Here is a 20,970-nt window from a genome sequence, read left to right as displayed (position 1 = left end):
TGGTCACGCGCCTCCGTTTACGAGACACGAGCCCTGGTCACGCGTCTCCGCTTACGCGCCCTCCACCGACGCCTGCTGCTGGATCTCGTCGGCGTGCTCGCCCGTCACCAGGTACACGACCCGCTTGGCGACCGACACCGCGTGGTCCGCGAAGCGCTCGTAGTAGCGGCCGAGCAGCGTCACGTCGACGGCCGTCTCGATGCCGTGCTTCCAGCGGTCGTCCATCAGGTGCTGGAACAGCGTGCGGTGCAGCAGGTCCATCTCGTCGTCGTCCTGCTCCAGCTGGAGCGCCAGATCGACGTCCTTGGTGATGATCACCTCGGCGGCCTTGGCCATCAGGCGCTGCGCCAGCTGCCCCATCTCCAGGATGGTGGCGTGCAGGTCGTGCGGGACCGCCGACTGCGGGAACCGCAGCCGGGCCAGCTTGGCGACGTGCTGGGCGAGGTCGCCCGAGCGCTCCAGGTCGGCGCTCATCCGCAGGGAGGTGACCACGATGCGCAGGTCCGTCGCCACGGGCTGCTGACGCGCGAGCAGGGCGATGGCCCGCGCCTCCAGGTCGTGCTGAAGGTCGTCGACCTTCTGGTCCGCGGCGATCACGCTCTCCGCGAGCTTGAGATCGGCATCGAGCATGGACGTCGTCGCCCGGCCGATCGCCGACCCGACGAGCCGGGCCATCTCGACCAGCCCTTCTCCGATCGAGTCGAGTTCCTCGTGGTACGCGTCACGCATGGAAGTCCCTCTCCAGTCCTCTGTGTAAGGCCGGGGCCAGGTTCGAACCCCACGCTGCCACCCTGAGTGGCGTACGCGTCGGGTTCCGGCCGCCCAAGTGAACCAACCCTTGCTCCTCGGTGAACTCTGGGCGACGAGTGTTCGGATACGCACCCGGATGGCTGGGAGAGTCGTCCGGTACCCGCATAACCTTGACGTATGGACGTGAACGCGGCAGTCGCCGCAGCTGCGGCGATCGGCGGTGCGTGTACCGGCGTGATCGCCATGCTTGCGTTCCGCTGGAGCGAGCGCGACCAGAAGAAGCCGACGCGAACCTCCATGCGGCCCGACAGCAACGCACCCCTGCCGCCCGGGGTGGACACGGTCCTGTCCGTGCTCAGCTCCTCGGCGGTGGTGCTCGACGAGAGCGACAGCGTCGTCAAGGCCAGCTCCGCCGCCTATGCGCTGGGACTGGTCAGGGGCGGCCGGCTCGCCGTCGAGGCGATGCTGAACATGGCCAGGGACACCCGCCGCGACGGTGAGATACGACAGGTGGAACTGGACCTTCCGCGGCGCGGTACGGGCCGCGGAGAGGCCCTCGCGGTCTCCGCCCGGGTCGCCCCGCTCGGCTCCCGGCTGGTGCTCCTGCTGGTCGAGGACCTCACCGAGGCCCGCCGGATAGAGGCGGTACGGCGCGACTTCGTCGCCAACGTCAGCCATGAGCTCAAGACCCCGGTCGGTGCGCTCTCGCTGCTCTCCGAGGCGGTGATGGACGCCTCGGACGACCCGGAGGCGGTGGAACGCTTCGCGGGCCGGATGCAGATCGAGGCGACCCGGCTGACCAACCTCGTACAGGAGATCATCGACCTCTCGCGGGTGCAGAACGACGACCCGCTGGAGGACGCCGAGCCGGTCCGGGTGGACGAGCTGGTGGCCGAGGCCATCGACCGCTGCCGCCAGCAGGCCGGCTCGAAGCAGATCACCATGGCGGCGGGCGGCACCGCGGAGCTCCGTATCTGGGGCAACCGCGGCCAGCTCGCCGCGGCGCTCGGCAATCTCGTCGAGAACGCCGTCAACTACAGTCCCGCCCGCACCCGAGTGGGCATCGCCGCCAGGCGACTGTCCGTGCCGGGCGGGGACCAGATCGAGATAGCCGTGACCGACCAGGGCATCGGTATCTCGGAGAAGGACCGCGAGCGGGTCTTCGAACGCTTCTACCGCGTCGACCCGGCCCGCTCACGGGCCACCGGTGGCACCGGCCTCGGCCTCGCCATCGTGAAACACGTGGCCGCCTCGCACGGCGGGGAGGTCACGGTCTGGAGCTCGGAGGGCCAGGGCTCCACCTTCACCCTGCGGCTGCCCGAAGCGTCCGTACGGGAACGGGACCGCAGCTCGGACGGACCGCCCGTCGTCAACGGCGACGAGGGCGGCTCCCATGGACCCGCTCACCCCGACACCCTTGAACCATTCCCTGCCCCGGAGGTCCTTCCGTGACCCGAGTGCTCGTCGTCGAGGATGAGGAATCCTTCAGCGACGCCCTGTCCTACATGCTCCGCAAGGAAGGCTTCGAGGTCGCCATCGCGGCCACGGGCCCGGACGGGCTTGACGAGTTCGAGCGCAACGGCGCCGACCTCGTACTGCTCGACCTGATGCTGCCCGGCCTGCCCGGCACGGAGGTCTGCCGTCAGCTGCGCAGCCGGTCCAATGTCCCCGTGATCATGGTCACGGCGAAGGACAGCGAGATCGACAAGGTCGTCGGCCTGGAAATAGGAGCCGACGACTACGTGACCAAGCCGTTCTCCTCGCGGGAACTGGTCGCCCGGATCCGCGCCGTGCTGCGCCGCCGCGGCGAGCCCGAGGAGGTCACCCCGGCCGCCCTGGAGGCGGGCCCGGTGCGGATGGACGTGGACCGCCACGTCGTCACCGTCGCCGGCGGCAAGGTGGACCTCCCGCTCAAGGAGTTCGACCTGCTGGAGATGCTGCTGCGCAACGCGGGCCGGGTCCTGACCCGCATGCAGCTGATCGACCGGGTGTGGGGCGCGGACTACGTGGGTGACACCAAGACCCTCGACGTCCACGTCAAGCGCCTGCGCGCCAAGATCGAGCCCGACCCGGGCGCGCCGCGCTTCCTGGTGACGGTGCGGGGCCTGGGCTACAAGTTCGAGCCGTAAACCGTCAGGTGTGCGAACGGCGGAGGGCGCCCCCGAAAGGGGGCGCCCTCCGCCGTTCGCAGTGGGTCCGCGTGGCGCTGTCCGGGTGCGGTCAGCGGGCCTGTGTGGAGGCGGACGCGGAGTCGGTCGGGGTGACCTCGTCGCTCTCCGACTCCGAGGGGGTACCGCCCTCCGACCCGGAGGTGGTGGTGGCGGTGGCGGAACCGGTCGGCTTCGTCTCCGGCGTCTCGGGCAGCGTGCTCGGACCGAAGCCCGTGAAGTAGCTCGTCGCCGGTACGACGAACGCGCTGAGCGGGACCTCGCCGGCCTTGCTGAACTTGAAGACGATCGCCTGCACGTTGCCCGCCCGGGCGGCCTCGCTGCCGCTCTCGATCACGGCGGAGGCGTTGCCGGGCCCGCCCAGCAGCACCGCGCCGCCGGCCGGGACGACGACCGGTCCGGCGCCCTTGGCGGCGTGCAGCTGCACCGAGGAGCTCGAACCCGGCAGCGTGACGGCTTCCAGGGTCTGCGGCTTCGTGCCGTTGTTGAACAGCGTCGCGACGACGACCGCCGGGCCCGTCGCGGTGCGCTCGGGCTGGGTGACGATGTTCGCGTTCTGGATTCTGATGTCACCGATGGTGGTGGCAGCATTGTCCGGCCTGACCTTGAGCGTCGCGGCGTCATTGCCCGCGCCGCACGCGGCGAGCGAGGCGATCGAGAACACGATGGCTGTGGCGGCGAGGGCGCCGTGTCGAAGGCTGCGGCTCACGGCGGCGGCAACTCCTTGAACGTTCGGACTGCGGACGGATGGGGAGCGACGTAAAGCCGCCCTAAGGGTGTGTCAGCGGCTTCAGGCTACCGAGCCGCCCGCCCGGCCCCGCACCCGACCCGCCCCTGAGAGTGATCTCGGTCCTCCCGGCCTCTCCCGGAACTTCCCGCGGCCATGGCCTTCGCAGGCTCCCGCCCGACAATGGTTTGCGGCCCTTGCCGGCTGCCGAAACGGCCCGACACATGCCGTTCACATATCGCCGGTGATCAATTCATGGAGCGTGGCGCATTCCGTGCGCATAAGCGATCACGCCGGGCCGTTGATCAATTCCGTTGATCAACGGCACTTACCTCCGTACGGGTGATCGATCTCCGAACGGAGTACGGAAACTTCAGCATCCGGAATCAGGCAAAACGGGACGTTCGACCCCTGCGGAGAGTGGTCCGGATGTGTGAGACGTGTGTGTTTCGCCCTGCCCGCACAACGGCTCCGACCTGCGAATTCCGTCCCCCGTGAGCCTTCCGCAGCACGTGCGTGTTGCTGTTGTCAAGCCCCGAGATATGCCCTGACCTGCGAAAACGTCATTCAGGAGAAGCAGTTCTCGTGTTACTCTTGATAGCCACGGAAGGGGTACCTGTCACATGACGTTCAAGGTTGGCGACACCGTGGTCTATCCCCATCACGGGGCCGCGCTGATCGAGGCTATCGAAACTCGCCAGATCAAAGGCGTGGACAAGACCTACTTGGTGCTCAAGGTCGCCCAGGGCGACTTGACGGTTCGTGTGCCGGCGGACAATGCGGAGTTCGTGGGTGTGCGCGACGTGGTCGGGCAGGAGGGGCTGGACCGGGTCTTCGAGGTGCTTCGCGCACCGTATGCCGAAGAGCCGACGAACTGGTCCCGGCGCTACAAGGCAAATCTCGAGAAGCTCGCCTCCGGCGATGTCATCAAGGTCGCCGAAGTGGTTCGCGACCTGTGGCGTCGTGAGCGCGAGCGTGGACTCTCCGCAGGTGAGAAGCGCATGCTCGCCAAGGCTCGCCAGATTCTGGTGAGCGAGCTCGCTCTCGCGGAGAACACGAACGAAGACAAGGCCGAGGCTCTGCTCGACGAGGTTCTCGCGTCCTGAACCGGCTCGCGCCGGTCGTAATCAATGTGCCGCGGTGCCCGCTGACAATCGTATTCACGGTATGTCGTCGGGCGCCGCGGCATGTCTGTATTCAGCCACGGCGTGGCTGGAATCAATGCACAGCCTGTCCGGATTGCGTCCCGACTCACCGATGCGTTGGCTTCACCGGTGATACCCCCGATACGTTGCTCGCGATCTTGCGCAGCCGATCCCGAGCACCGGTGCGGCTTGTCCGACTTCGACGGGGTGTCACGGAAAGGGTCCCGTCGAGTCAGGGCACGGCGCCCGGCTCGCTTGTGGCCATACCCACGTCGGCTGTGGAAACAAACATGCCGAAGCCCCGGAGTGCAATCGATGTCTGATCAATCGCGTCCGTACCGCACGGCCGCCGTGATTCCCGCAGCCGGCCGCGGCGTACGGCTCGGGCCGGGTGCCCCCAAGGCGCTCCGCGCGCTGGGTGGCACGCCCATGCTCATCCACGCGGTACGGGCCATGGCGGCGTCCCGTGCCGTCTCCCTGGTCGTGGTCGTCGCGCCGCCGGACGGCGCCCACGAGGTCAAGAACCTGCTCGACGAGCACGCCCTGCCCGAGCGCACCGACTACCTCGTCGTGCCCGGCGGCGACACCCGCCAGGAGTCGGTGCGGCTCGGCATCGACGCGCTGCCCGAGGACGTCTCCGTCGTCCTCGTCCACGACGCGGCGCGCCCGCTGGTGCCCGTCGACACGGTGGACGCGGTGATCGAGGCGGTACGGGACGGGGCGCCCGCCGTCGTCCCCGCGCTGCCGCTGGCCGACACCGTCAAGGAGGTCGAGCCCGGTGCGCCGGGGGAGCCGGAGCCGGTGCTCGGCACGCCCGTGCGGGCCAGGCTGCGCGCCGTGCAGACCCCGCAGGGCTTCGACCGCGACACGCTCGTACGGGCGCACGGGGCCGTCGCCGTCAGCGGCGAGGGTGCCACGGACGACGCGGGCATGGTGGAGCAGCTCGGGGTGCCCGTGGTGGTCGTGCCCGGGCATGAAGAGGCGTTCAAGGTGACCCGGCCGCTGGATCTGGTGCTGGCCGAGGCGGTACTCGCACGCAGGAGGGCGAACGATGGCTTCTGAGGAAACGACGGCTCCCGTGGAACGGACCGGGCCGGTGATCCCGCAGGTCGGGATCGGCACCGACATCCACGCCTTCGAGGAGGGCCGTGAGCTGTGGTGCGCGGGGCTGCTCTGGGAGGGCGAGGGGCCCGGGCTCGCCGGCCACTCGGACGCCGATGTCGTCGCGCACGCCGCGTGCAACGCGCTCTTCTCGGCTGCCGGGCTCGGCGACCTCGGGCAGCACTTCGGCACCGGGCGGCCCGAGTGGTCCGGCGCCGCCGGGGTGACCCTGCTGACCGAGGCGGCCCGGATCGTGCGGGCCGAGGGCTTCGAGATCGGCAATGTCGCCGTCCAGGTCGTCGGCGTGCGGCCGAAGATCGGCAAGCGGCGGGACGAGGCGCAGAAGGTGCTGTCGGCCGCCGTGGGGGCGCCCGTCTCGCTCTCCGCGGCCACCTCCGACGGTCTCGGCTTCACCGGCCGGGGCGAGGGCATCGCCGGGATCGCGACCGCGCTGGTCTACCGCACCGGCTGACCCGCACCCGGCCCTGACCTGCTGGGACCTCCGGGGCCACGACCTTGTTGCACAACGCTTGCACGTACGCTGGTACGGCAAGCGATGTGTCGTACGAGGACGGTGGGCTCACGGATGAGCACGACGACGGTGGCGCCGGTACGGGCCGGAACCGACGGATACGTACTGCGCACCGCCACCCCCGCCGATCTCGGCGGGGCGCGGGCCGTGATGCTCGACACCGTCTACCGCGACCTGCGGTCCGGTTACGTACCGCGCTGGCACGCCGACATCATCGATCCCGAGACCGCCTATCTGCGCCCGGACCGCTGCACCCTGCTGGTCGTCGAGTGCGACGGCGAGATCGTCGCCACCGGCGCGGTGCGCGACCGCGGGCCCCAGGCGCCGCCCAATCCGCAGTGGGTCGCGGACCGCTTCCCGTCCGGGACCACCGCCCAGCTCTGCCGGATCTATGTCGCGCCCGGCCACCGCAGGCGCGGGCTGGCCCGGCGGCTGGTGCGGGAGCTGTGCGACTTCGTCGCGGCGGCCGGCGGGTACGAGGCGGTCTACCTGCACACCGACCCGGCCGTGTCCGGCGCCGAGCCGTTCTGGCGGTCGCTGGCGGACGAGGTGTGCGACGAGCGCGCGTTGCCGGGCGGCGGTCAGGGCATCGTCCACTTCGAACTGCCGATGCCGGTGCCCACCACCCCCGCCCGCTAGATGACAATCGTTTTCATATAAGGTCGCAGTCATGTCCTCGCCCCGTCGCCGTCGCCCCGCGCTGCCCCTGACGCTCTCCGCGGCCGCCCTCCTCGTACCGCTCGCCACCGCCTGTTCCTCATCGGACGGCTCGGGCGGCTCCGCGGACGGGCAGCGGCTCCGGGTCGTCATGGCCTTCCCGCCCGCCCAGGCCATGTCCCCGTACGGCGACGACGCCGTCACCCTCAGCCGCCTCGCCGTTATCGAGGGCCTCACCACCCTCGACAGGAACGGCGACGCCAAGCCCGCGCTCGCCACCTCCTGGAAGCGCGACAACGACCGCACCTGGACCTTCACGCTGCGCGACGCCGCCTTCCAGGACGGCAAGAAGGTCGGGTCCGCCGATGTCGCGCGCTCGCTGCGCGCCGCCGAGGAGGCGTCCCCCAAGCCCCGGGTCCTCAGCGACACCCGTCTCGACGTCACCACGCCGGACGCCAGGACCGTACGGATATCCACCCGGACCCCCGACCCGCTGCTGCCCCAGCGCCTGGCCAACCCCTCGCTCACGATCCTGTCCGAGGGCGCGTACAAGGGCGGCAGGGTGAACCCCGCCGGGCACGCCACCGGACCCTTCACCCTGACGAAGGTGAACGGCGCGCTCAGCGCCACGCTCCAGCGCAACGACAGCTACTGGGGTGACAAGGCGAAGGCCCCCGGCGTCGACGTGAAGTTCGTCGCCGACGGCACCGCGCGCGCCAACGCGCTGCGCACGAAGACCGTCGACGTCGCCGAGTACGTACCCATCTCCCAGGCGTCCCTCCTCGGTGACGGGCTCGTCCACGAATTCCCCTCCGCCCGCACCAACGGCCTCTCCCTCAACACCCGGCACGGGGTCTTCGCCGACCCGGCGATGCGTGCCGCCGCCCGCGAGGCCATCGACTCGGCCGCCCTGGTCAAGGGCGTCTACGAGGGCCGCGCCGACACCGCGAAGGGCCTCCTCGGCCCCGGCGTGCCCTGGGCCGCCGCCGAGCGCACCGCCCCCACGAACCGGGCGAAGGCCGCCGCAAAGGCGCAGGTCGCGAAGACGAAGCAGATCGTCCTCGCCACGTACACCAACCGGCCCGAGCTGCCCGAGGTCGCCACCGTCGTCCAGCAGCAGCTCACCGCGCGCGGCTTCACCGTCAAGCAGGTCGTACGCGACTACGCCCAGCTGGAGGCCGACGCACTGGCCGGCAAGTACGACGCGTTCATCCAGGCCCGCAACACCCTCCTGGACACCGCGGACCCGGTCTCCTACCTCGCGTCCGACTTCACCTGCGACGGCAGCTTCAACATCTCCCAGCTCTGCGACGAGCGGGTCGACGCCGCCGTGGACAAGGCCGCCGGCCTCGCCGACACCACCGCCCGCCACCGCGCCGAGACGGCCGCCGAGGCCGGCATCCTCGGCACCGACGCCCTCGTACCGCTGCTCCACGAACGCTTCGTCCAGGGCTACGACGACAGCCGCGTCCACGGCGTCTCGCTCGACCCGATGGAACGCACCCTGATCACCGCCGACACCCGCGTCGGGTGACCGGGTGAAGCACCTGGCGGGGCGGCTCGGCACGCTCCTCGCGGTCCTCGCCGTCATCGGGCTGCTGCCCACCCTGACCCGGACCGACCCGGCGCTCACGATCCTGCACGCCCGGTACGCCGACCGGCCGCCCACCCCCGAGACCCTCGACGCGATCCGCGCCGAGACCGGGCTCGACGGCGGGGCCGCGCACGTCCTGGGCGACTGGCTGGGCGGGCTCCTCCACGGCGACCTCGGCACCTCCTGGGTCTCCGGACAGCCCGTCGCCCCCGATGTGACGGCCGCGCTCGGCGTCTCCCTGACCCTGATGGGCGCCTCGCTCGCGGTCGCCGTGCTGCTGGCCGCCGTGCTCTGCGCGGGCACGCTGCGGCGCGGGGCGCGGCGCCGGATCGTCACCGCACGGGCCGGGGTGAGCGCCGCCGTCCTCGCCGCACTGCCGGAGTTCCTGCTCGCCGCCGTCCTGGCCGCCGTCGTCGCCGTGCAGCTGGGCTGGCTCCCGGCGCTCGGCTGGGGCGGGCCCGAACAGATGGTGCTGCCCGCGCTCGCCATGGGCATCCCCGCGGGCGCCCTGCTCGGCCGGCTGCTGGACGACGCGCTGCCCGCCGCGTTCGCCGAACCGTGGGCGAAGGCCGCCGTCGCGGGCGGACTGCCGGGACGTCGCATCGTGCCGCACGCGCTGCGCCGCACCCTGCCCGGACTGCTGCCGCAGCTCGGCCTGGTCGTGGTCGGCCTCACCGGCGGCGCCGTCGCCGTCGAGACGCTGTACGCCGTCCCCGGGCTCGGCGGTACGGCGCTGGCCGCGGCCCTCGCGCAGGACCTCCCGGTGCTCCAGGCGTGCGTGCTGTTCCTGCTGCTCCTGGGCGTGGCCGCGGGCATCGCGGCCCGCCTGGCCGGCCGCGCCCTGCTCGGGCCCGCCCTGGCCGACGGGGCCCTCCCGGCCCTGGTGCCCCCGGCCCTGCCCGCCCGCCGGCTGCTCACCGCCGGTGCGGTGGTGCTCGCCGTGCTCTTCGTGGCCGTGACCGTCGCCGGGCTGCTGCGCGACCCGCTGCACGTCGACGCCGCGGCCCGCCTCGCCGGTCCTTCCGCCGCGCATCCCTTCGGCACGGACTCCCTCGGCCGTGACGTGCTGGCCCGCCTCGGCCACGGAGCGGCCCGTACGGTGCTGACCGCGATCGCCGTCTCCGCCGTGACGCTGCTGCTCGGCCTGGTCCTCGGAGCGGTACGGGCCGGGGCGCTCACCGAGACCGCGAACGCTCTGCCGGCGATCCTCTGCGGCCTGGTCGTCGCGGGCATCGCGGGCCCCGGCCCCCTGGGTGCCGCGGCCGCCGTGGCGGCCGTCGCCTGGGCGCCGCTCGCCGCGCACACCTCGGCCCTGTACGCGCAGGAGCGCGCCGCACCGCACATCGCGGCGGCCCGTTCGATGGGCGCCGGGCGGTGGCACCTGGCCCGGCGCCACCTGCTGCCCGCCGTCGTGCCCCCGGTCCTGCGCCACGCGGTCCTGCGGATCCCGGCCGTCGCGCTGGCCCTCGCCTCGCTCGGCTTCCTCGGCCTGGGCACACAGGCACCGGCGCCGGAGTGGGGCCGGATGCTCTCGGAGAACATGCCGTACGCGGAACGGGCCCCCTGGTCCGTACTGGCTCCCGCCGCCGCGCTCGCCGCCCTGGGCGCACTGGCCGTCCTCACGGCGGCAGCGGTGCGGGGGCGTGCCCGCACCAGGGCAGGCACGGCATGAACGGGCGTACCAGTACGGCGGACAGGCGTACCAGGACGGCCTCGAACGGGCGTACCGAGACCGGACCGCGTCCCGGCACGGGCACGAACGGGCGTACCGAGACCGGACCGCGTCCCGGCACGGGCACGAACGGGCGCACCGAGACGGAATCGCGTACCGGGACGGGCCCCCTCCGGGCACGGCCCCACCGCCACTCCCGCACGCCCGAGGACGCACGACGGCCCGGTCCGGGGCCGTGCAGGGGAGTCCCCGCAGGACGACGAACGGATACCCGGGTTCTCCCGCGTACCCGCGGAACGTTCGTCGTTCGAGGAGACGCCCCGGAGGGGCCCCGGACCACCCCGCCGAAACCCGTCGGCGGGGTGACCCCGTGACCCCCGCCGCACCCACCCTCGTGGCCGCGACGAGGACCACGCCCTACCTGCGGCTCCTCACCGCCACCCAGTTCGCCTTCAACATCGGCTTCTACGCCGTGCTGCCCTACCTCGCGACCCATCTCGGCACCGGCCTCGGCATGGCCGGATGGCTCGTCGGGCTCGTGCTCGGTCTGCGTACGTTCAGCCAGCAGGGGCTCTTCGTCGTCGGCGGCGCCCTCACCGACCGGTACGGGCCCCGGCCCGTCGTCCTCGTCGGCTGCGCCCTGCGGATCGCCGGCTTCGGGTGGCTGGCCTTCGCCGGGTCCACCGTGAGCGTCATCGGTGCGGTGGTCCTCATCGGGTTCGCCGCCGCGCTGTTCTCGCCGGCCGTGGAGTCCGAGACCGCCCGCGAGTCCGTCCGGTACGAGCAGGACACCGGGACCCCGCGTGCCCAGGTGCTGGCCGTGTTCTCCGCCGCCGGGCAGGCCGGCGCCTTCATCGGGCCGCTGCTCGGCTCGCTGCTCCTGCTGCTCGGTGCCGGATTCCGGGCGGCCTGCCTCGCCGGTGCGCTGGTCTTCGTCGGGGTCCTCGCCGGACACGCCCGGCTGATGCCGCGCCGGGCTCCCGTCACTCGGACGGCCGAGTCCCGCGGCTCCGTTCGCGAGGTGTTCGGGAACCGGCCCTTCCTCCTGCTCTGCCTCGCGTACAGCAGCTACCTGATCGCGTACAACCAGCTCTACCTCTCGTTGCCGGCCGAGGTGGCGGAGGCCACCGGCGGGCAGGCCGCGCTCGGCTGGCTGTTCGCGCTCTCCTCGCTCCTCGTGGTCTGCGCCCAACTGCCCCTGACCCGCTGGGCCGCCCGCCGCGTCGCCCCGCGCACCGCGCTCGTCACCGGCCTCGGGATCGTCGCCGCCGGGTTCGCCGCCGTACCGCTCACCCCCGGCGGCCCCGCCGGACTGCTGCCCGGCGCCACCCTCGTAGTTCTGCTGACCCTCGGGCAGATGCTGCTGGTCCCGGCCGCGCGCGGGCTCGTACCGGATCTCGTCGACGACCGGCGGCTCGGGCTCGCCACCGGGGCGCTCTCCTCCGTCTCCGGGCTGGCCGTGCTCGGCGGCAGCGCCGCCACCGGGGCGCTGCTCCAGGCACCCGGACCGGTCCGGTGGGCGGTGCTCGCCGCCGTGCCGCTGGCGGGTGCCGCGCTCGCCCTCACCCTTCCGGTGGGCGGGAACGGGAAGCGGGAGCGCCGGGCCGGGGTTGGGGATACGTAGAGGCACCACCGAACCCACTGGAGGACGTACGCCATGCCCGCCGCACTCCCCGCAGAACTCAAGGCGCTTCTCGACAGCCCCGTCTTCGTCACCGTCGCCACCGTCCAGCCCGACGGCAGCCCCCAGGTCTCCCCGGTCTGGGTGAAGCGCGACGGCGACGACCTGCTCGTCTCGACGTCGGTCGGCCGCCGCAAGGAGCAGAACCTGCGCCGTGACCCGCGGGTCTCCGTGGTCGTGCAGCCCTTCGACGCCCCGTACACGTACGCCGAGATCCGCGGCACCGCCACCCTGACCACCGAGGGCGGCGACGAGCTCATGGACGAGCTGTCCGTGAAGTACACCGGCAAGAAGTTCGCGGAGTTCAACCCCTCCCTCGACGACGCCGAGCGGGTGGTCGTCCGGATCACCCCGCGCAAGGTCGTCGGACGCGTCTGAAAAACACCCCCTCGGAGGACCCCTCGACGCAGGCGGAAGCGACCCGCTGTAACAAAGTTGTCCCCGCGATCCCCAAGGGGTCGCGGGGCACTGGTGCGCGCCCACTACCCTTGAGGCGTGACTATTCGCCTGTACGACACCAGCGCCCGGCAGATCCGTGACTTCGTACCGCTCACAGCGGGCTGTGTCTCGATCTACCTCTGTGGCGCGACCGTCCAGGCCGCCCCGCACATCGGGCACATCCGGTCCGGGCTGAACTTCGACATCATGCGCCGCTGGTTCGCGTACCGCGGCTACGACGTCACCTTCGTCCGGAACGTCACCGACATCGACGACAAGATCATCGCGAAGTCGGCGGAGCAGGGCCGCCCGTGGTGGGCCATCGGCTACGAGAACGAGCGGGCGTTCAACGCCGGCTACGACGCGCTCGGCTGCCTCCCGGTCACCTACGAGCCCCGCGCCACCGGCCACGTCCCCGAGATGATCGAGATGATGCGGGGCCTGATCGAACGCGGTCACGCCTACGCGGCCGACGGCAACGTCTACTTCGACGTGCGCTCGTTCCCCGGCTACCTGGAGCTCTCCAACCAGGACCTGGACGATCTGCGCCAGCCGTCCGGCGACGGCGAGACCGGCAAGCGCGACCAGCGCGACTTCGCGATGTGGAAGGCGACCAAGCCGGGCGAGCCCAGCTGGGAGACCCCGTGGGGCCGCGGCCGCCCCGGCTGGCACCTGGAGTGCTCCGCCATGGCGCACAAGTACCTCGGCACCGCCTTCGACATCCACGGCGGCGGCATCGACCTGATCTTCCCGCACCACGAGAACGAGATCGCCCAGGCCAAGGCGTACGGCGACGAGTTCGCGAAGTACTGGGTGCACAACGGCTGGGTCACCATGTCCGGCGAGAAGATGTCGAAGTCGCTGGGCAACTCGGTGCTGGTCAGCGAGATGGTCAAGGCGTGGCGTCCGATCGTGCTGCGCTACTACCTCGGCACCCCGCACTACCGGTCGATGATCGAGTACAGCGAGGAGGCCCTGCGCGAGGCCGAGTCGGCGTTCGCGCGGATCGAGGGCTTCGTCCAGCGCGTCACCGAGAAGGCGGGCGAGACGGTCGAGCCCGCCACCGAGGTGCCGCCGGCCTTCGCCGAGGCGATGGACGACGACCTGGGCGTCCCGCAGGCGCTCGCGATCGTCCACACCACGGTCCGCCAGGGCAATTCCGCACTGGCCGCCGACGACAAGGAAGCCGCCGTCGCCCGGCTCGCCGAGGTCCGCGCGATGCTCGGCGTCCTCGGCCTCGACCCGCTCGACGAGCACTGGGCGGGCGAGAGCGACCGCGGCGACGATCTGCACGGGGTCGTCGACACGCTCGTACGCCTCGTCCTCGACCAGCGCCAGTCGGCCCGCGAGCGCAAGGACTGGCCCGCCGCCGACGCCATCCGCGACCAGCTCAACCAGTCCGGACTCGTCATCGAGGACAGCCCCACCGGACCGCGGTGGACACTCGGCCCCCGCCAGTAGTCCCCACCGTGTGCCGCCCGGCGTTCCGGGCGGCACACTTCACTTACGTACGCATGTCTGAGAAGCAACGAAACAGGTAGGTCATGGCCGGGAACAGCCAGCGCAGGAACCGCCGCACGTCCAACAAGAAGGGCATGCAGGTCGGCAGCGGCGGGCAGCGACGCCGTGGCCTCGAAGGCAAGGGACCGACGCCGCCCGCCGAGGCCCGCAAGAAGCACAAGAAGAACCGCATCGCGACCGCCAAGGCCAAGCAGGCCGCCAACCGCCGCCCCGCCCCCCGGCGCGGCGGCGTCAAGGGCACGTCCGAGATGGTCGTCGGCCGCAACCCGGTCTACGAGGCCCTGCGCGACGGCGTCCCGGCGACGACCCTGTACGTCCAGCAGTACATCGACAACGACGAGCGGGTCCGCGAGGCGCTCCAGCTCGCCGGCGCGCGCGGCAACATCAACCTGATGGAGGCCCCGCGCCCCGAGCTGGACCGGATGACGAACGGCCTGAACCACCAGGGCCTCGTCCTCCAGGTCCCGCCGTACGAGTACGCGCACCCCGAGGACCTCACCGCCGCCGCGTACGACAACGGCGAGGACCCGCTGATCGTGGCCCTCGACGGCGTCACCGACCCGCGCAACCTGGGTGCGATCGTCCGGTCCGTCTCCGCGTTCGGCGGCCACGGCGTGGTCGTGCCCGAGCGGCGTGCGGCCGGGATGACGGCGGGCGCCTGGAAGTCCTCGGCCGGTACGGCGGCCCGTACGCCGGTCTCCCGGGTGACCAACCTGACCCGGGCGCTGGAGGGCTACCAGAAGGCCGGTCTCACGGTCGTCGGCCTGGCCGCCGACGGCGAGCACACCGTCGAGGACCTGGCGGAGCTCGCCGGGCCCGTCGTCATCGTCATCGGCAGCGAGGGCAAGGGCCTCGGCCGCCTGGTCGGCGAGACCTGCGACTACCGGGTCCGCATCTCGATGCCGGGCGGCGCGGAGTCGCTGAACGCGGGTGTCGCGGCCGGGATCGTGCTGTACGAGGTCGCGCGGCGCCGGGCCTGAAAGTCCACCCGGCCGGGGGGCGGCCGAGTGGAGCCTCCCCCCGCCGGACCCCATTGACGGGCCTCGGACACATCGGGCCCGTCAAGGCAGTGTCCTAAACACAGATCACTCGGTTAGATGAGTGTGGACACCAGAACGCCTCGGTTCGACGAACAACCCCCCCTGAGCATGACCAAGGTGGACTGCGACCCTGCGCAGGTCATCGTCAACCACGCCAGCTTCCGGGTGCAGCTCGCACCGGGCCAGCGCCCGCGGCTGCGCGGTCCGGCCCCCGCCGGCGCGCCCAGGATCCCCGCCATGAGCGGAGCAGGAGCGGCCCGCGGCAGGCGCTCGCCCGTCGTGTGGAGCGGCAGGTCCGCCCCCGGCGACCCCGGCGCCACCGGGCTCCTCCAGGCCATGCGGAACTCCACCGCGGGCCGCCCGGCCCCGGCCGGGTACGACCCCTACGCGGCCCCGGAGCGCGACGGCGGCCCCGGCACGGGCGGCACCCAGCTCATGGACCTCCTCGAAGAGACCCAGCCCAACCCCGTCGTCACCGCCCCCCACCAGCCGGGCCACTACGGCAACGGACCGCTGCTGCCGCCCATGCGCCGGGCGGTCGGCGCCTTCGACGACTACGGCGCGCCGTACGCACCGGAGGCGTACGACGACGAGGACGGGTTCGACGAGGAGAGCGAGGCCCGGAGCGGGCGCCAGAGCACCGACTCGGTCCGGCACGCGTACTACCCCGGCCGCCGGATGAACCTCGGCGTCGTGCTGCTCCCGCTGCGCGTCTTCCTCGGCTTCATCTCCATCTACGCCGGCATGGGCAAGCTGTGCGACCCGGTCTACTTCGACGGCGGCGACCGCGGCTCCATGGTCAAGTGGCTGAACTCGCTGCACCCCTGGGCGCTGGCCGAGCCGCTGCGCGACTTCGCGCTCTCCCACCCCGTCGGCGCCGGACTCACCGTCGCCTTCCTCCAGGTCGTCGTCGGCGTCCTCACCGTCCTCGGCCTCTGGCAGCGGGTCGCCGCCTCGTTCGGCGCGCTGCTGTCCGCCGCCCTGCTGGTCACCGTGAGCTGGCGCACCGTCGCCGCCTACGACGCGCCCGACATCATCTACCTCGCCGCCTGGAGCCCGCTGATCATCGCGGGCGCGCCCGTCTACTCCGTCGACGGACGGCTCGCCGGCGAGGCCTGGCGCAGGCTCGGCCCGCGCTCGGCGATCTGGGACCTGCGCCGCCGGGTGCTGCGCCGGGGCGCCGTGGTCGCCTCCGTCGTCGTCGGTCTCACCCTGCTGGTGGGCGCGGTGCTCGGTGGCGCGGTCCGGTCCTCCGGGGTGGTCACCGTGCCCGGCCCGAACACCGACCCGACCAACCAGCTCCCCGGCTCCCCGCTCCCGCAGGAGTCCCGCGGCGGCCGGGCCTCGCACTCCCCGGAGGGGCAGCGCCCCGTGCCGTCCCGGAGCAGCGCCGCCACGACGCCGTCCACCGCGCCGTCCACGCCCGCCGCGGGCACCGTCCGCGAGTCCGGTCAGGCGGCCGGCGCCGGCCAGCCCAGCCAGACCCAGGGCACCGGGCGGCAGGTCCCGCAGCAGACGGCCCCGCAGCCGCCCCCGTCCAGCAGCTCCGGCCCGTCGTCGTCCGGTTCCACCGGCACGGGCGGCGGCTCCACCGGCGGCTCGGACGGCGACGGTACGTCCGGCGGCACGTCGGGCGGCGGGCAGAACCCCATCGGCGGCCTGCTCGGCTGAGCCGCCGGCCGTACGGGACGGAAGGGGCGGTCACCGGTATCCCCGTACCGGTGACCGCCCCTTCCGCTGCGAAGCGTGGTGCCGTGGTGCTACTGCCCGAGTTCCTTGGCGGCCTCGGTGAGGTCCTTCGCCGTGTCGATGGCCCGCCAGTAGGCGCCGTGCGGGAGCGGGTACCCGGCCAGCCTGCGCTCGCGGGCCAGCCGGGGGAACGTCGTCCGCTCGTGGTCGCCCAGGTCCGGCAGCAGCGTCGTGAATTCCGGGGAGAAGACGTACACGCCGGCGTTGATCAGATACGGCGACGGCGGCGACTCGATGAAGTCGGTGATGTGCCCGAACGCGTCGGTCTCCACGGCACCCCAGGGGATGCGGGGACGGGCCAGGGCCAGGGTGGCGGTCGCATCGCGTTCGGTGTGGAACGCGGCCATCTCGCGCAGGGAGAAGCGCGTCCAGATGTCGCCGTTGGTGGCGTACCAGGGCTGTTCGGGGTCGGGGAGCCGGGCGGCGGCGTACTTCAGCCCGCCGCCGCGGCCCAGCGGCTCGGACTCCACGACGGTCGTCACGCGCAGCGGCAGCACCGCCGAGTCCAGCCACTCCTGCAGCACCTCGGCGAGATGACCGCACGACACCACGGCGTCGGTCACGCCTTCGGCGGCCAGCCAGGAAAGCTGATGGCCGATGATCGGCGTCCCGGTGCCCGGGATCTCGACCATCGGCTTGGGGCGGTCATCGGTGTACGGGCGCAGCCGCGACCCCTGGCCACCTGCCAGGACCACGGCCTGCGTCGGATACGTATGCATGCCAGGCACGATATGCGGTGCCCGGAGCGGTCGGTCAGCTGAACTGGGCGACGCCCGAGGCGAAGGACGTGTCGCAGACGGGGCGCGAGAAGCGGTGGGCGTGGGTGGGGCCGTACTTCTCGACGGCGGCGCGGCCCAGTGCTTTGGCGATCGACATGCAGTGCCGGGCGAGCGAGGGGCGGCCCTCGACGGAGCGCTGGAGGTCGGTGAGCGCGACCGTCGGGTCCTTCTCCCGGAGCTCCAGGAGCAGCCGGTCGCGGAGGGCGTCCTGCGGGGTGCGCGTCTTGGCACGCTTGGAGATGTCGTGGGCCGAAGCGGTCAGCACCTGCGGCTCGGAGCCGTGCGCTGCCCACGGCACGCTGGTGACGGCGAGGGTCCCGGAGAGGACCATCACGACGGGCAGGACGAAGGCGAGGGATCGGCCGATGCGGCGCGCAGTGTGGGTCACGCAGCGAGCGTAGCGGGCAGTGATGATATGGCGACAATTCGTCACTCTTGAGAGGGATGGTTCGAGGGTGCTTTTCGAATTCGGCGTTGACGAACCGAGCCGAAATGACCGGTGTGCCGGGGAATCCGGCGCCGTACGGGTCCAAACCCCCGGGCGTCCCGTGGCGCGCGAACGGCCCCGCACGAAGAACGTGCGGGGCCGCCGTGGTGCGGGTGCGCGGGGCGTCAGTCGGTGAGACGGGCACCCGTCGAGGTCGAGAAGACGTGCAGCTCGTCCGGGCGCGGCACGACGTGCAGCTTGGTGCCCTTCTCCGGGACGGCGCGGCCGCCGACGCGGACGACCAGGTCCTTGTCCTCGCCGCCGACCCGCGCCGAGCCGTAGACGAAGCCGTCGGCGCCGAGCTCCTCGACGACGTTGACCGAGACGGCGAGGCCGGCCGGGGCGTCGGCGCTGTCCTTCGAGAGGGACTTCGCGGCGGCACCGCCGTGCTCGACGATGTCGAAGTGCTCGGGACGGATGCCGACCGTGACGGTGGTGTCACCCTTGTCCGCGGCGGCGGAGAGCGCCTCGCGGGAGACCGGGACGACGCTGTTGCCGAACTTCACACCGCCGTCGGTGATCGGGACCTCGATCAGGTTCATGGCGGGGGAGCCGATGAACCCGGCCACGAAGAGGTTCGCCGGCTTGTCGTACATGTTGCGCGGCGAGTCGACCTGCTGGAGCAGACCGTCCTTGAGGACCGCGACCCGGTCGCCCATGGTCAGGGCCTCGACCTGGTCGTGCGTGACATACACGGTCGTGATGCCCAGGCGGCGCTGGAGCGAGGCGATCTGCGTACGGGTGGAGACACGGAGCTTGGCGTCGAGGTTCGACAGCGGCTCGTCCATGAGGAAGACCTGCGGCTCACGGACGATGGCACGGCCCATCGCGACACGCTGGCGCTGACCACCGGAGAGCGCCTTCGGCTTGCGGTCCAGGTACTCGGTGAGGTCCAGCATCTTGGCGGCCTCTTCGACCTTCGCCCGGATCTCGGTCTTGTTGACACCGGCGATCTTGAGCGCGAAGCCCATGTTGTCCGCGACGGTCATGTGCGGGTACAGCGCGTAGTTCTGGAACACCATGGCGATGTCCCGGTCCTTCGGGGGCAGGTGCGTGACGTCGCGGTCACCGATGCGGATCGCGCCGCCGTTGACGTCCTCAAGACCCGCGAGCATGCGCAGGGAGGTCGACTTGCCACAACCGGAAGGACCGACGAGGACGAGGAACTCACCGTCCGCGATGTCGATCTCAAGCTGGTCCACGGCCGGCTTCGTGGAGCCGGGGTAGACGCGGGACGCCTTGTCGAACGTGACACTGGCCATGCTGAATCTTCTCCTCCACCGGCAGGAACGTGCCGGACGATCCGAGTGCGGGAGTGGTCTGGTCCACTTGAACGAACCTTCAGCGACGCTACCTGGCCATTTCGAATCTGTCAGTAGTTCGACGCCCGCGAAATTTCGGGACCGCTCGGGTGCGGTGTTGGTTACACTGCTCCGGCACGCCTCCTTAGCTCAGTTGGCCAGAGCAACGCACTTGTAATGCGTAGGTCGTCGGTTCGAATCCGACAGGGGGCTCCATGAAGGCCCAGGACAGAGCACATCTGACCTGGGCCTTTTTGTGTCCCTCGGCCGAACCCCATGGGTGTGAGCCGGATCACGGTTGAGGTTGACCTCGGGTCAGGGTGGACGCTCGGCGCATCGGCAGGCCGCTACGGGCGCCGATCCGGGTACGGCGGATCCAAGGGAGCAACCACCATGTCCACCAACCTTTCCGGCCAGAACAGAAGCACGCTCGATGCCGATGCCGATGCCGATGCCGATGCCGATGCCGGGCAGGAGCGGCCGGGGCTTCGGAAGGTCCTGGAGGAGATCGTCGACTCAGGTATCACCGGGATCACGCTGCGCGTGCACGACGAGCGGGGTGAGTGGGTCGGCAGCGCCGGAGTGAGCGAGCTGGGCGGGCCCGCGAAGCCGCCGGTGGACGGGTACGTCCGGATCGGCAGCAGCACCAAGACCTTCATCGCGGCCCTGGTGCTGCGGCTGGTGGCCGAGGGCAGGGTCGAGCTGGACGCCCCGGTGGCCGGTTGTCTGCCCGGGTTCGGGGTGGACGGGCGGATCACGGTGCGGATGCTGCTCCAGCACACCAGCGGGATCTTCAACTTCACCGGCGAGTACTACGAGGACGGGACGGTGGTGGCGGGGATCCCGGCCACCACCGCGGGCAAGGAGTGGGTGGACAACCGCTTCAGGACCTATCGGCCGGCGGAGCTGGTGCGGCTGGCGCTGTCCAGGCCGGCGCGGTTCGAGCCGGGGGCGGACTGGAGCTACTCCAACACCAACTACGTGCTGGCCAGGCTGCTGATCGAGCAGGCCACCGGCCGCTCGGTCACCGAGGAGATGCGGCGGCTGATCCTGGGACCGCTCGGGCTGTCGGGCACCGCGGTGCCCACCACCGGAACGGAGATCGCAGAGCCGCACGCCCACGCCTACTACCGGTACGAGGACGCCGGTGAGGAGCGGACGGTCGACGTCACCAGCCTGAATCCCTCCTGGATCTCCAGCGGTGGCGACATGATCTCGACCTCCCGGGACCTGCACACGTTCATCTCCGCGCTGGTGAGCGGCAAGCTCCTGCCGGCCGAGCTGCTGGCCGAGATGTGCACGCCGCACCCGACGCCCATTCCGGGCATGGGGTACGGCCTGGGGGTGTTCGTGCAGGACACGGGCCGTGGTGGCACCGTCATCACCCACAACGGCGGCGCCGCCGGCCATGCGGCGCTGATGTACAGCACGCCCGACGGCAGCAGGACCCTGACCGGCACGCTGAACTACGTGGACGATGCCGCGCTGTCGCACGCCGTGGCATTCCAGCAGGCGACGCAGCGGCTCGTGGACGAGGTGTTCTGCGACGGGCCGGCCGATCCGGCTCGGCCGGCGGGCTGAACACCTGTGCCCCGTAAGCCTGGAGAGGTGTTTCCTCGCGGACTCGC

Annotated in this window: 19 protein-coding genes and 1 tRNA gene; 15 read left to right on the top strand and 5 right to left on the bottom strand. The window is 71.6% G+C overall.

The window, feature by feature from the left end; genetic code table 11:
- Nucleotides 1-51: 51 nt before the first annotated feature.
- On the bottom strand, nt 52-729 hold the full coding sequence (phoU, locus tag EES42_RS07645) for a phosphate signaling complex protein PhoU (RefSeq protein WP_124717249.1): 678 nt from the start codon (nt 727-729) through the stop codon (nt 52-54).
- Between the two features lie 198 nt (nt 730-927).
- On the opposite strand from phoU, the gene EES42_RS07640 reads away from it, so the two are divergent.
- Together EES42_RS07640 and EES42_RS07635 are read left to right on the top strand one after the other, a co-directional pair.
- Entirely contained in the window at nt 928-2,202 is a 1,275-nt protein-coding gene (locus tag EES42_RS07640; protein WP_124717248.1) for a sensor histidine kinase, read from the top strand.
- Nucleotides 2,199-2,879: a response regulator transcription factor gene (locus EES42_RS07635; protein ID WP_072487966.1), complete on the top strand. Its 681-nt coding sequence runs from the start codon at nt 2,199-2,201 to the stop codon at nt 2,877-2,879. The genes EES42_RS07640 and EES42_RS07635 overlap by 4 nt, the downstream gene beginning before the upstream one ends.
- Nucleotides 2,880-2,970: 91 nt before the next feature.
- Here the strand turns inward: EES42_RS07635 and EES42_RS07630 are convergent, their stop codons facing one another.
- A complete protein-coding gene (locus EES42_RS07630; RefSeq protein WP_124717247.1) occupies nt 2,971-3,627 on the bottom strand; it encodes a copper chaperone PCu(A)C in 657 nt (218 codons plus the stop codon).
- Nucleotides 3,628-4,268: 641 nt separating this feature from the next.
- Here EES42_RS07630 and EES42_RS07620 point away from each other — a divergent pair.
- The 11 genes from EES42_RS07620 (at nt 4,269) to EES42_RS07570 (ending at nt 16,697) form a co-directional block, all read left to right on the top strand.
- On the top strand, nt 4,269-4,751 hold the full coding sequence (locus EES42_RS07620; protein WP_006380568.1) for a CarD family transcriptional regulator: 483 nt from the start codon (nt 4,269-4,271) through the stop codon (nt 4,749-4,751).
- Between the two features lie 354 nt (nt 4,752-5,105).
- The gene (gene ispD / locus EES42_RS07615) at nt 5,106-5,852 is read left to right on the top strand and encodes a 2-C-methyl-D-erythritol 4-phosphate cytidylyltransferase (RefSeq protein WP_124717246.1); all 747 of its coding nucleotides are present in this window, start codon (nt 5,106-5,108) and stop codon (nt 5,850-5,852) included.
- Nucleotides 5,842-6,363, top strand: coding sequence for a 2-C-methyl-D-erythritol 2,4-cyclodiphosphate synthase (ispF, locus tag EES42_RS07610; protein ID WP_124717245.1), 522 nt, complete (start codon nt 5,842-5,844; stop codon nt 6,361-6,363). The genes ispD and ispF overlap by 11 nt, the downstream gene beginning before the upstream one ends.
- Before the next feature lie 114 nt (nt 6,364-6,477).
- Nucleotides 6,478-7,062, top strand: coding sequence for a GNAT family N-acetyltransferase (locus EES42_RS07605; RefSeq protein ID WP_124717244.1), 585 nt, complete (start codon nt 6,478-6,480; stop codon nt 7,060-7,062).
- Nucleotides 7,063-7,093: 31 nt separating this feature from the next.
- Entirely contained in the window at nt 7,094-8,614 is a 1,521-nt protein-coding gene (locus EES42_RS07600; protein WP_124717243.1) for an ABC transporter substrate-binding protein, read from the top strand.
- A gap of 4 nt (nt 8,615-8,618) precedes the next feature.
- On the top strand, nt 8,619-10,346 hold the full coding sequence (locus EES42_RS07595; RefSeq protein WP_124717242.1) for an ABC transporter permease subunit: 1,728 nt from the start codon (nt 8,619-8,621) through the stop codon (nt 10,344-10,346).
- Between the two features lie 370 nt (nt 10,347-10,716).
- On the top strand, nt 10,717-11,970 hold the full coding sequence (locus tag EES42_RS07590) for an MFS transporter (protein WP_241196268.1): 1,254 nt from the start codon (nt 10,717-10,719) through the stop codon (nt 11,968-11,970).
- A 33-nt stretch (nt 11,971-12,003) separates the two neighbouring features.
- Nucleotides 12,004-12,405 carry a PPOX class F420-dependent oxidoreductase gene (locus EES42_RS07585; RefSeq protein ID WP_124717240.1) on the top strand — a complete coding sequence of 134 codons (402 nt, stop codon included), beginning with the start codon at nt 12,004-12,006 and terminating at the stop codon, nt 12,403-12,405.
- A gap of 117 nt (nt 12,406-12,522) precedes the next feature.
- Nucleotides 12,523-13,926 (top strand): cysteine--tRNA ligase, encoded by a 1,404-nt coding sequence (cysS, locus tag EES42_RS07580; protein ID WP_124717239.1) that lies wholly within the window; start codon nt 12,523-12,525, stop codon nt 13,924-13,926.
- Between the two features lie 83 nt (nt 13,927-14,009).
- A complete protein-coding gene (rlmB, locus tag EES42_RS07575; RefSeq protein WP_124717238.1) occupies nt 14,010-14,966 on the top strand; it encodes a 23S rRNA (guanosine(2251)-2'-O)-methyltransferase RlmB in 957 nt (318 codons plus the stop codon).
- Nucleotides 14,967-15,134: 168 nt separating this feature from the next.
- Complete coding sequence (locus EES42_RS07570; RefSeq protein ID WP_124717237.1) at nt 15,135-16,697, top strand: DoxX family membrane protein; 1,563 nt, start codon at nt 15,135-15,137, stop codon at nt 16,695-16,697.
- Nucleotides 16,698-16,786: 89 nt separating this feature from the next.
- On the opposite strand, the gene EES42_RS07565 is transcribed toward EES42_RS07570, so the two are convergent.
- The 3 genes from EES42_RS07565 to ugpC all read right to left on the bottom strand — a co-directional run bounded on the left by EES42_RS07565 (nt 16,787) and on the right by ugpC (nt 19,303).
- Nucleotides 16,787-17,494 carry a nucleotidyltransferase family protein gene (locus EES42_RS07565; protein ID WP_124717236.1) on the bottom strand — a complete coding sequence of 236 codons (708 nt, stop codon included), beginning with the start codon at nt 17,492-17,494 and terminating at the stop codon, nt 16,787-16,789.
- A 34-nt stretch (nt 17,495-17,528) separates the two neighbouring features.
- The gene (locus EES42_RS07560; protein ID WP_124717235.1) at nt 17,529-17,942 is read right to left on the bottom strand and encodes a hypothetical protein; all 414 of its coding nucleotides are present in this window, start codon (nt 17,940-17,942) and stop codon (nt 17,529-17,531) included.
- A 224-nt stretch (nt 17,943-18,166) separates the two neighbouring features.
- Nucleotides 18,167-19,303, bottom strand: a complete 1,137-nt coding sequence (ugpC, locus tag EES42_RS07555) for an ABC transporter ATP-binding protein (RefSeq protein ID WP_093540284.1) — start codon at nt 19,301-19,303, stop codon at nt 18,167-18,169.
- A 178-nt stretch (nt 19,304-19,481) separates the two neighbouring features.
- Between ugpC and EES42_RS07550 the strand changes: the two genes are divergently transcribed.
- Nucleotides 19,482-19,558: transfer RNA gene (locus tag EES42_RS07550), tRNA-Thr, on the top strand.
- A gap of 177 nt (nt 19,559-19,735) precedes the next feature.
- The gene (locus EES42_RS07545; RefSeq protein WP_124717234.1) at nt 19,736-20,923 is read left to right on the top strand and encodes a serine hydrolase domain-containing protein; all 1,188 of its coding nucleotides are present in this window, start codon (nt 19,736-19,738) and stop codon (nt 20,921-20,923) included.
- Nucleotides 20,924-20,970: the final 47 nt, after the last annotated feature.

It is taken from the genome of Streptomyces sp. ADI95-17, from assembly GCF_003846175.1.
Taxonomy (GTDB): Bacteria; Actinomycetota; Actinomycetes; order Streptomycetales; family Streptomycetaceae; genus Streptomyces; species Streptomyces sanglieri.
The sequence above is the reverse complement of the archived record's forward strand: the minus strand, read 5'-3'. Positions and strand labels throughout refer to the sequence as shown.

What these genes read in the sequence shown, in the direction of transcription:
- phoU (WP_124717249.1), bottom strand. Translation starts at nt 729, where the DNA reads ATGCGTGACGCGTACCACGAGGAACTCGACTCGATCGGAGAAGGGCTG.
- EES42_RS07640 (WP_124717248.1), top strand. Translation starts at nt 928, where the DNA reads ATGGACGTGAACGCGGCAGTCGCCGCAGCTGCGGCGATCGGCGGTGCG.
- EES42_RS07620 (WP_006380568.1), top strand. Translation starts at nt 4,269, where the DNA reads ATGACGTTCAAGGTTGGCGACACCGTGGTCTATCCCCATCACGGGGCC.
- ispD (WP_124717246.1), top strand. Translation starts at nt 5,106, where the DNA reads ATGTCTGATCAATCGCGTCCGTACCGCACGGCCGCCGTGATTCCCGCA.
- ispF (WP_124717245.1), top strand. Translation starts at nt 5,842, where the DNA reads ATGGCTTCTGAGGAAACGACGGCTCCCGTGGAACGGACCGGGCCGGTG.
- EES42_RS07605 (WP_124717244.1), top strand. Translation starts at nt 6,478, where the DNA reads ATGAGCACGACGACGGTGGCGCCGGTACGGGCCGGAACCGACGGATAC.
- EES42_RS07600 (WP_124717243.1), top strand. Translation starts at nt 7,094, where the DNA reads ATGTCCTCGCCCCGTCGCCGTCGCCCCGCGCTGCCCCTGACGCTCTCC.
- EES42_RS07585 (WP_124717240.1), top strand. Translation starts at nt 12,004, where the DNA reads ATGCCCGCCGCACTCCCCGCAGAACTCAAGGCGCTTCTCGACAGCCCC.
- rlmB (WP_124717238.1), top strand. Translation starts at nt 14,010, where the DNA reads ATGGCCGGGAACAGCCAGCGCAGGAACCGCCGCACGTCCAACAAGAAG.
- EES42_RS07570 (WP_124717237.1), top strand. Translation starts at nt 15,135, where the DNA reads ATGACCAAGGTGGACTGCGACCCTGCGCAGGTCATCGTCAACCACGCC.
- EES42_RS07565 (WP_124717236.1), bottom strand. Translation starts at nt 17,494, where the DNA reads ATGCATACGTATCCGACGCAGGCCGTGGTCCTGGCAGGTGGCCAGGGG.
- ugpC (WP_093540284.1), bottom strand. Translation starts at nt 19,303, where the DNA reads ATGGCCAGTGTCACGTTCGACAAGGCGTCCCGCGTCTACCCCGGCTCC.
- EES42_RS07545 (WP_124717234.1), top strand. Translation starts at nt 19,736, where the DNA reads ATGTCCACCAACCTTTCCGGCCAGAACAGAAGCACGCTCGATGCCGAT.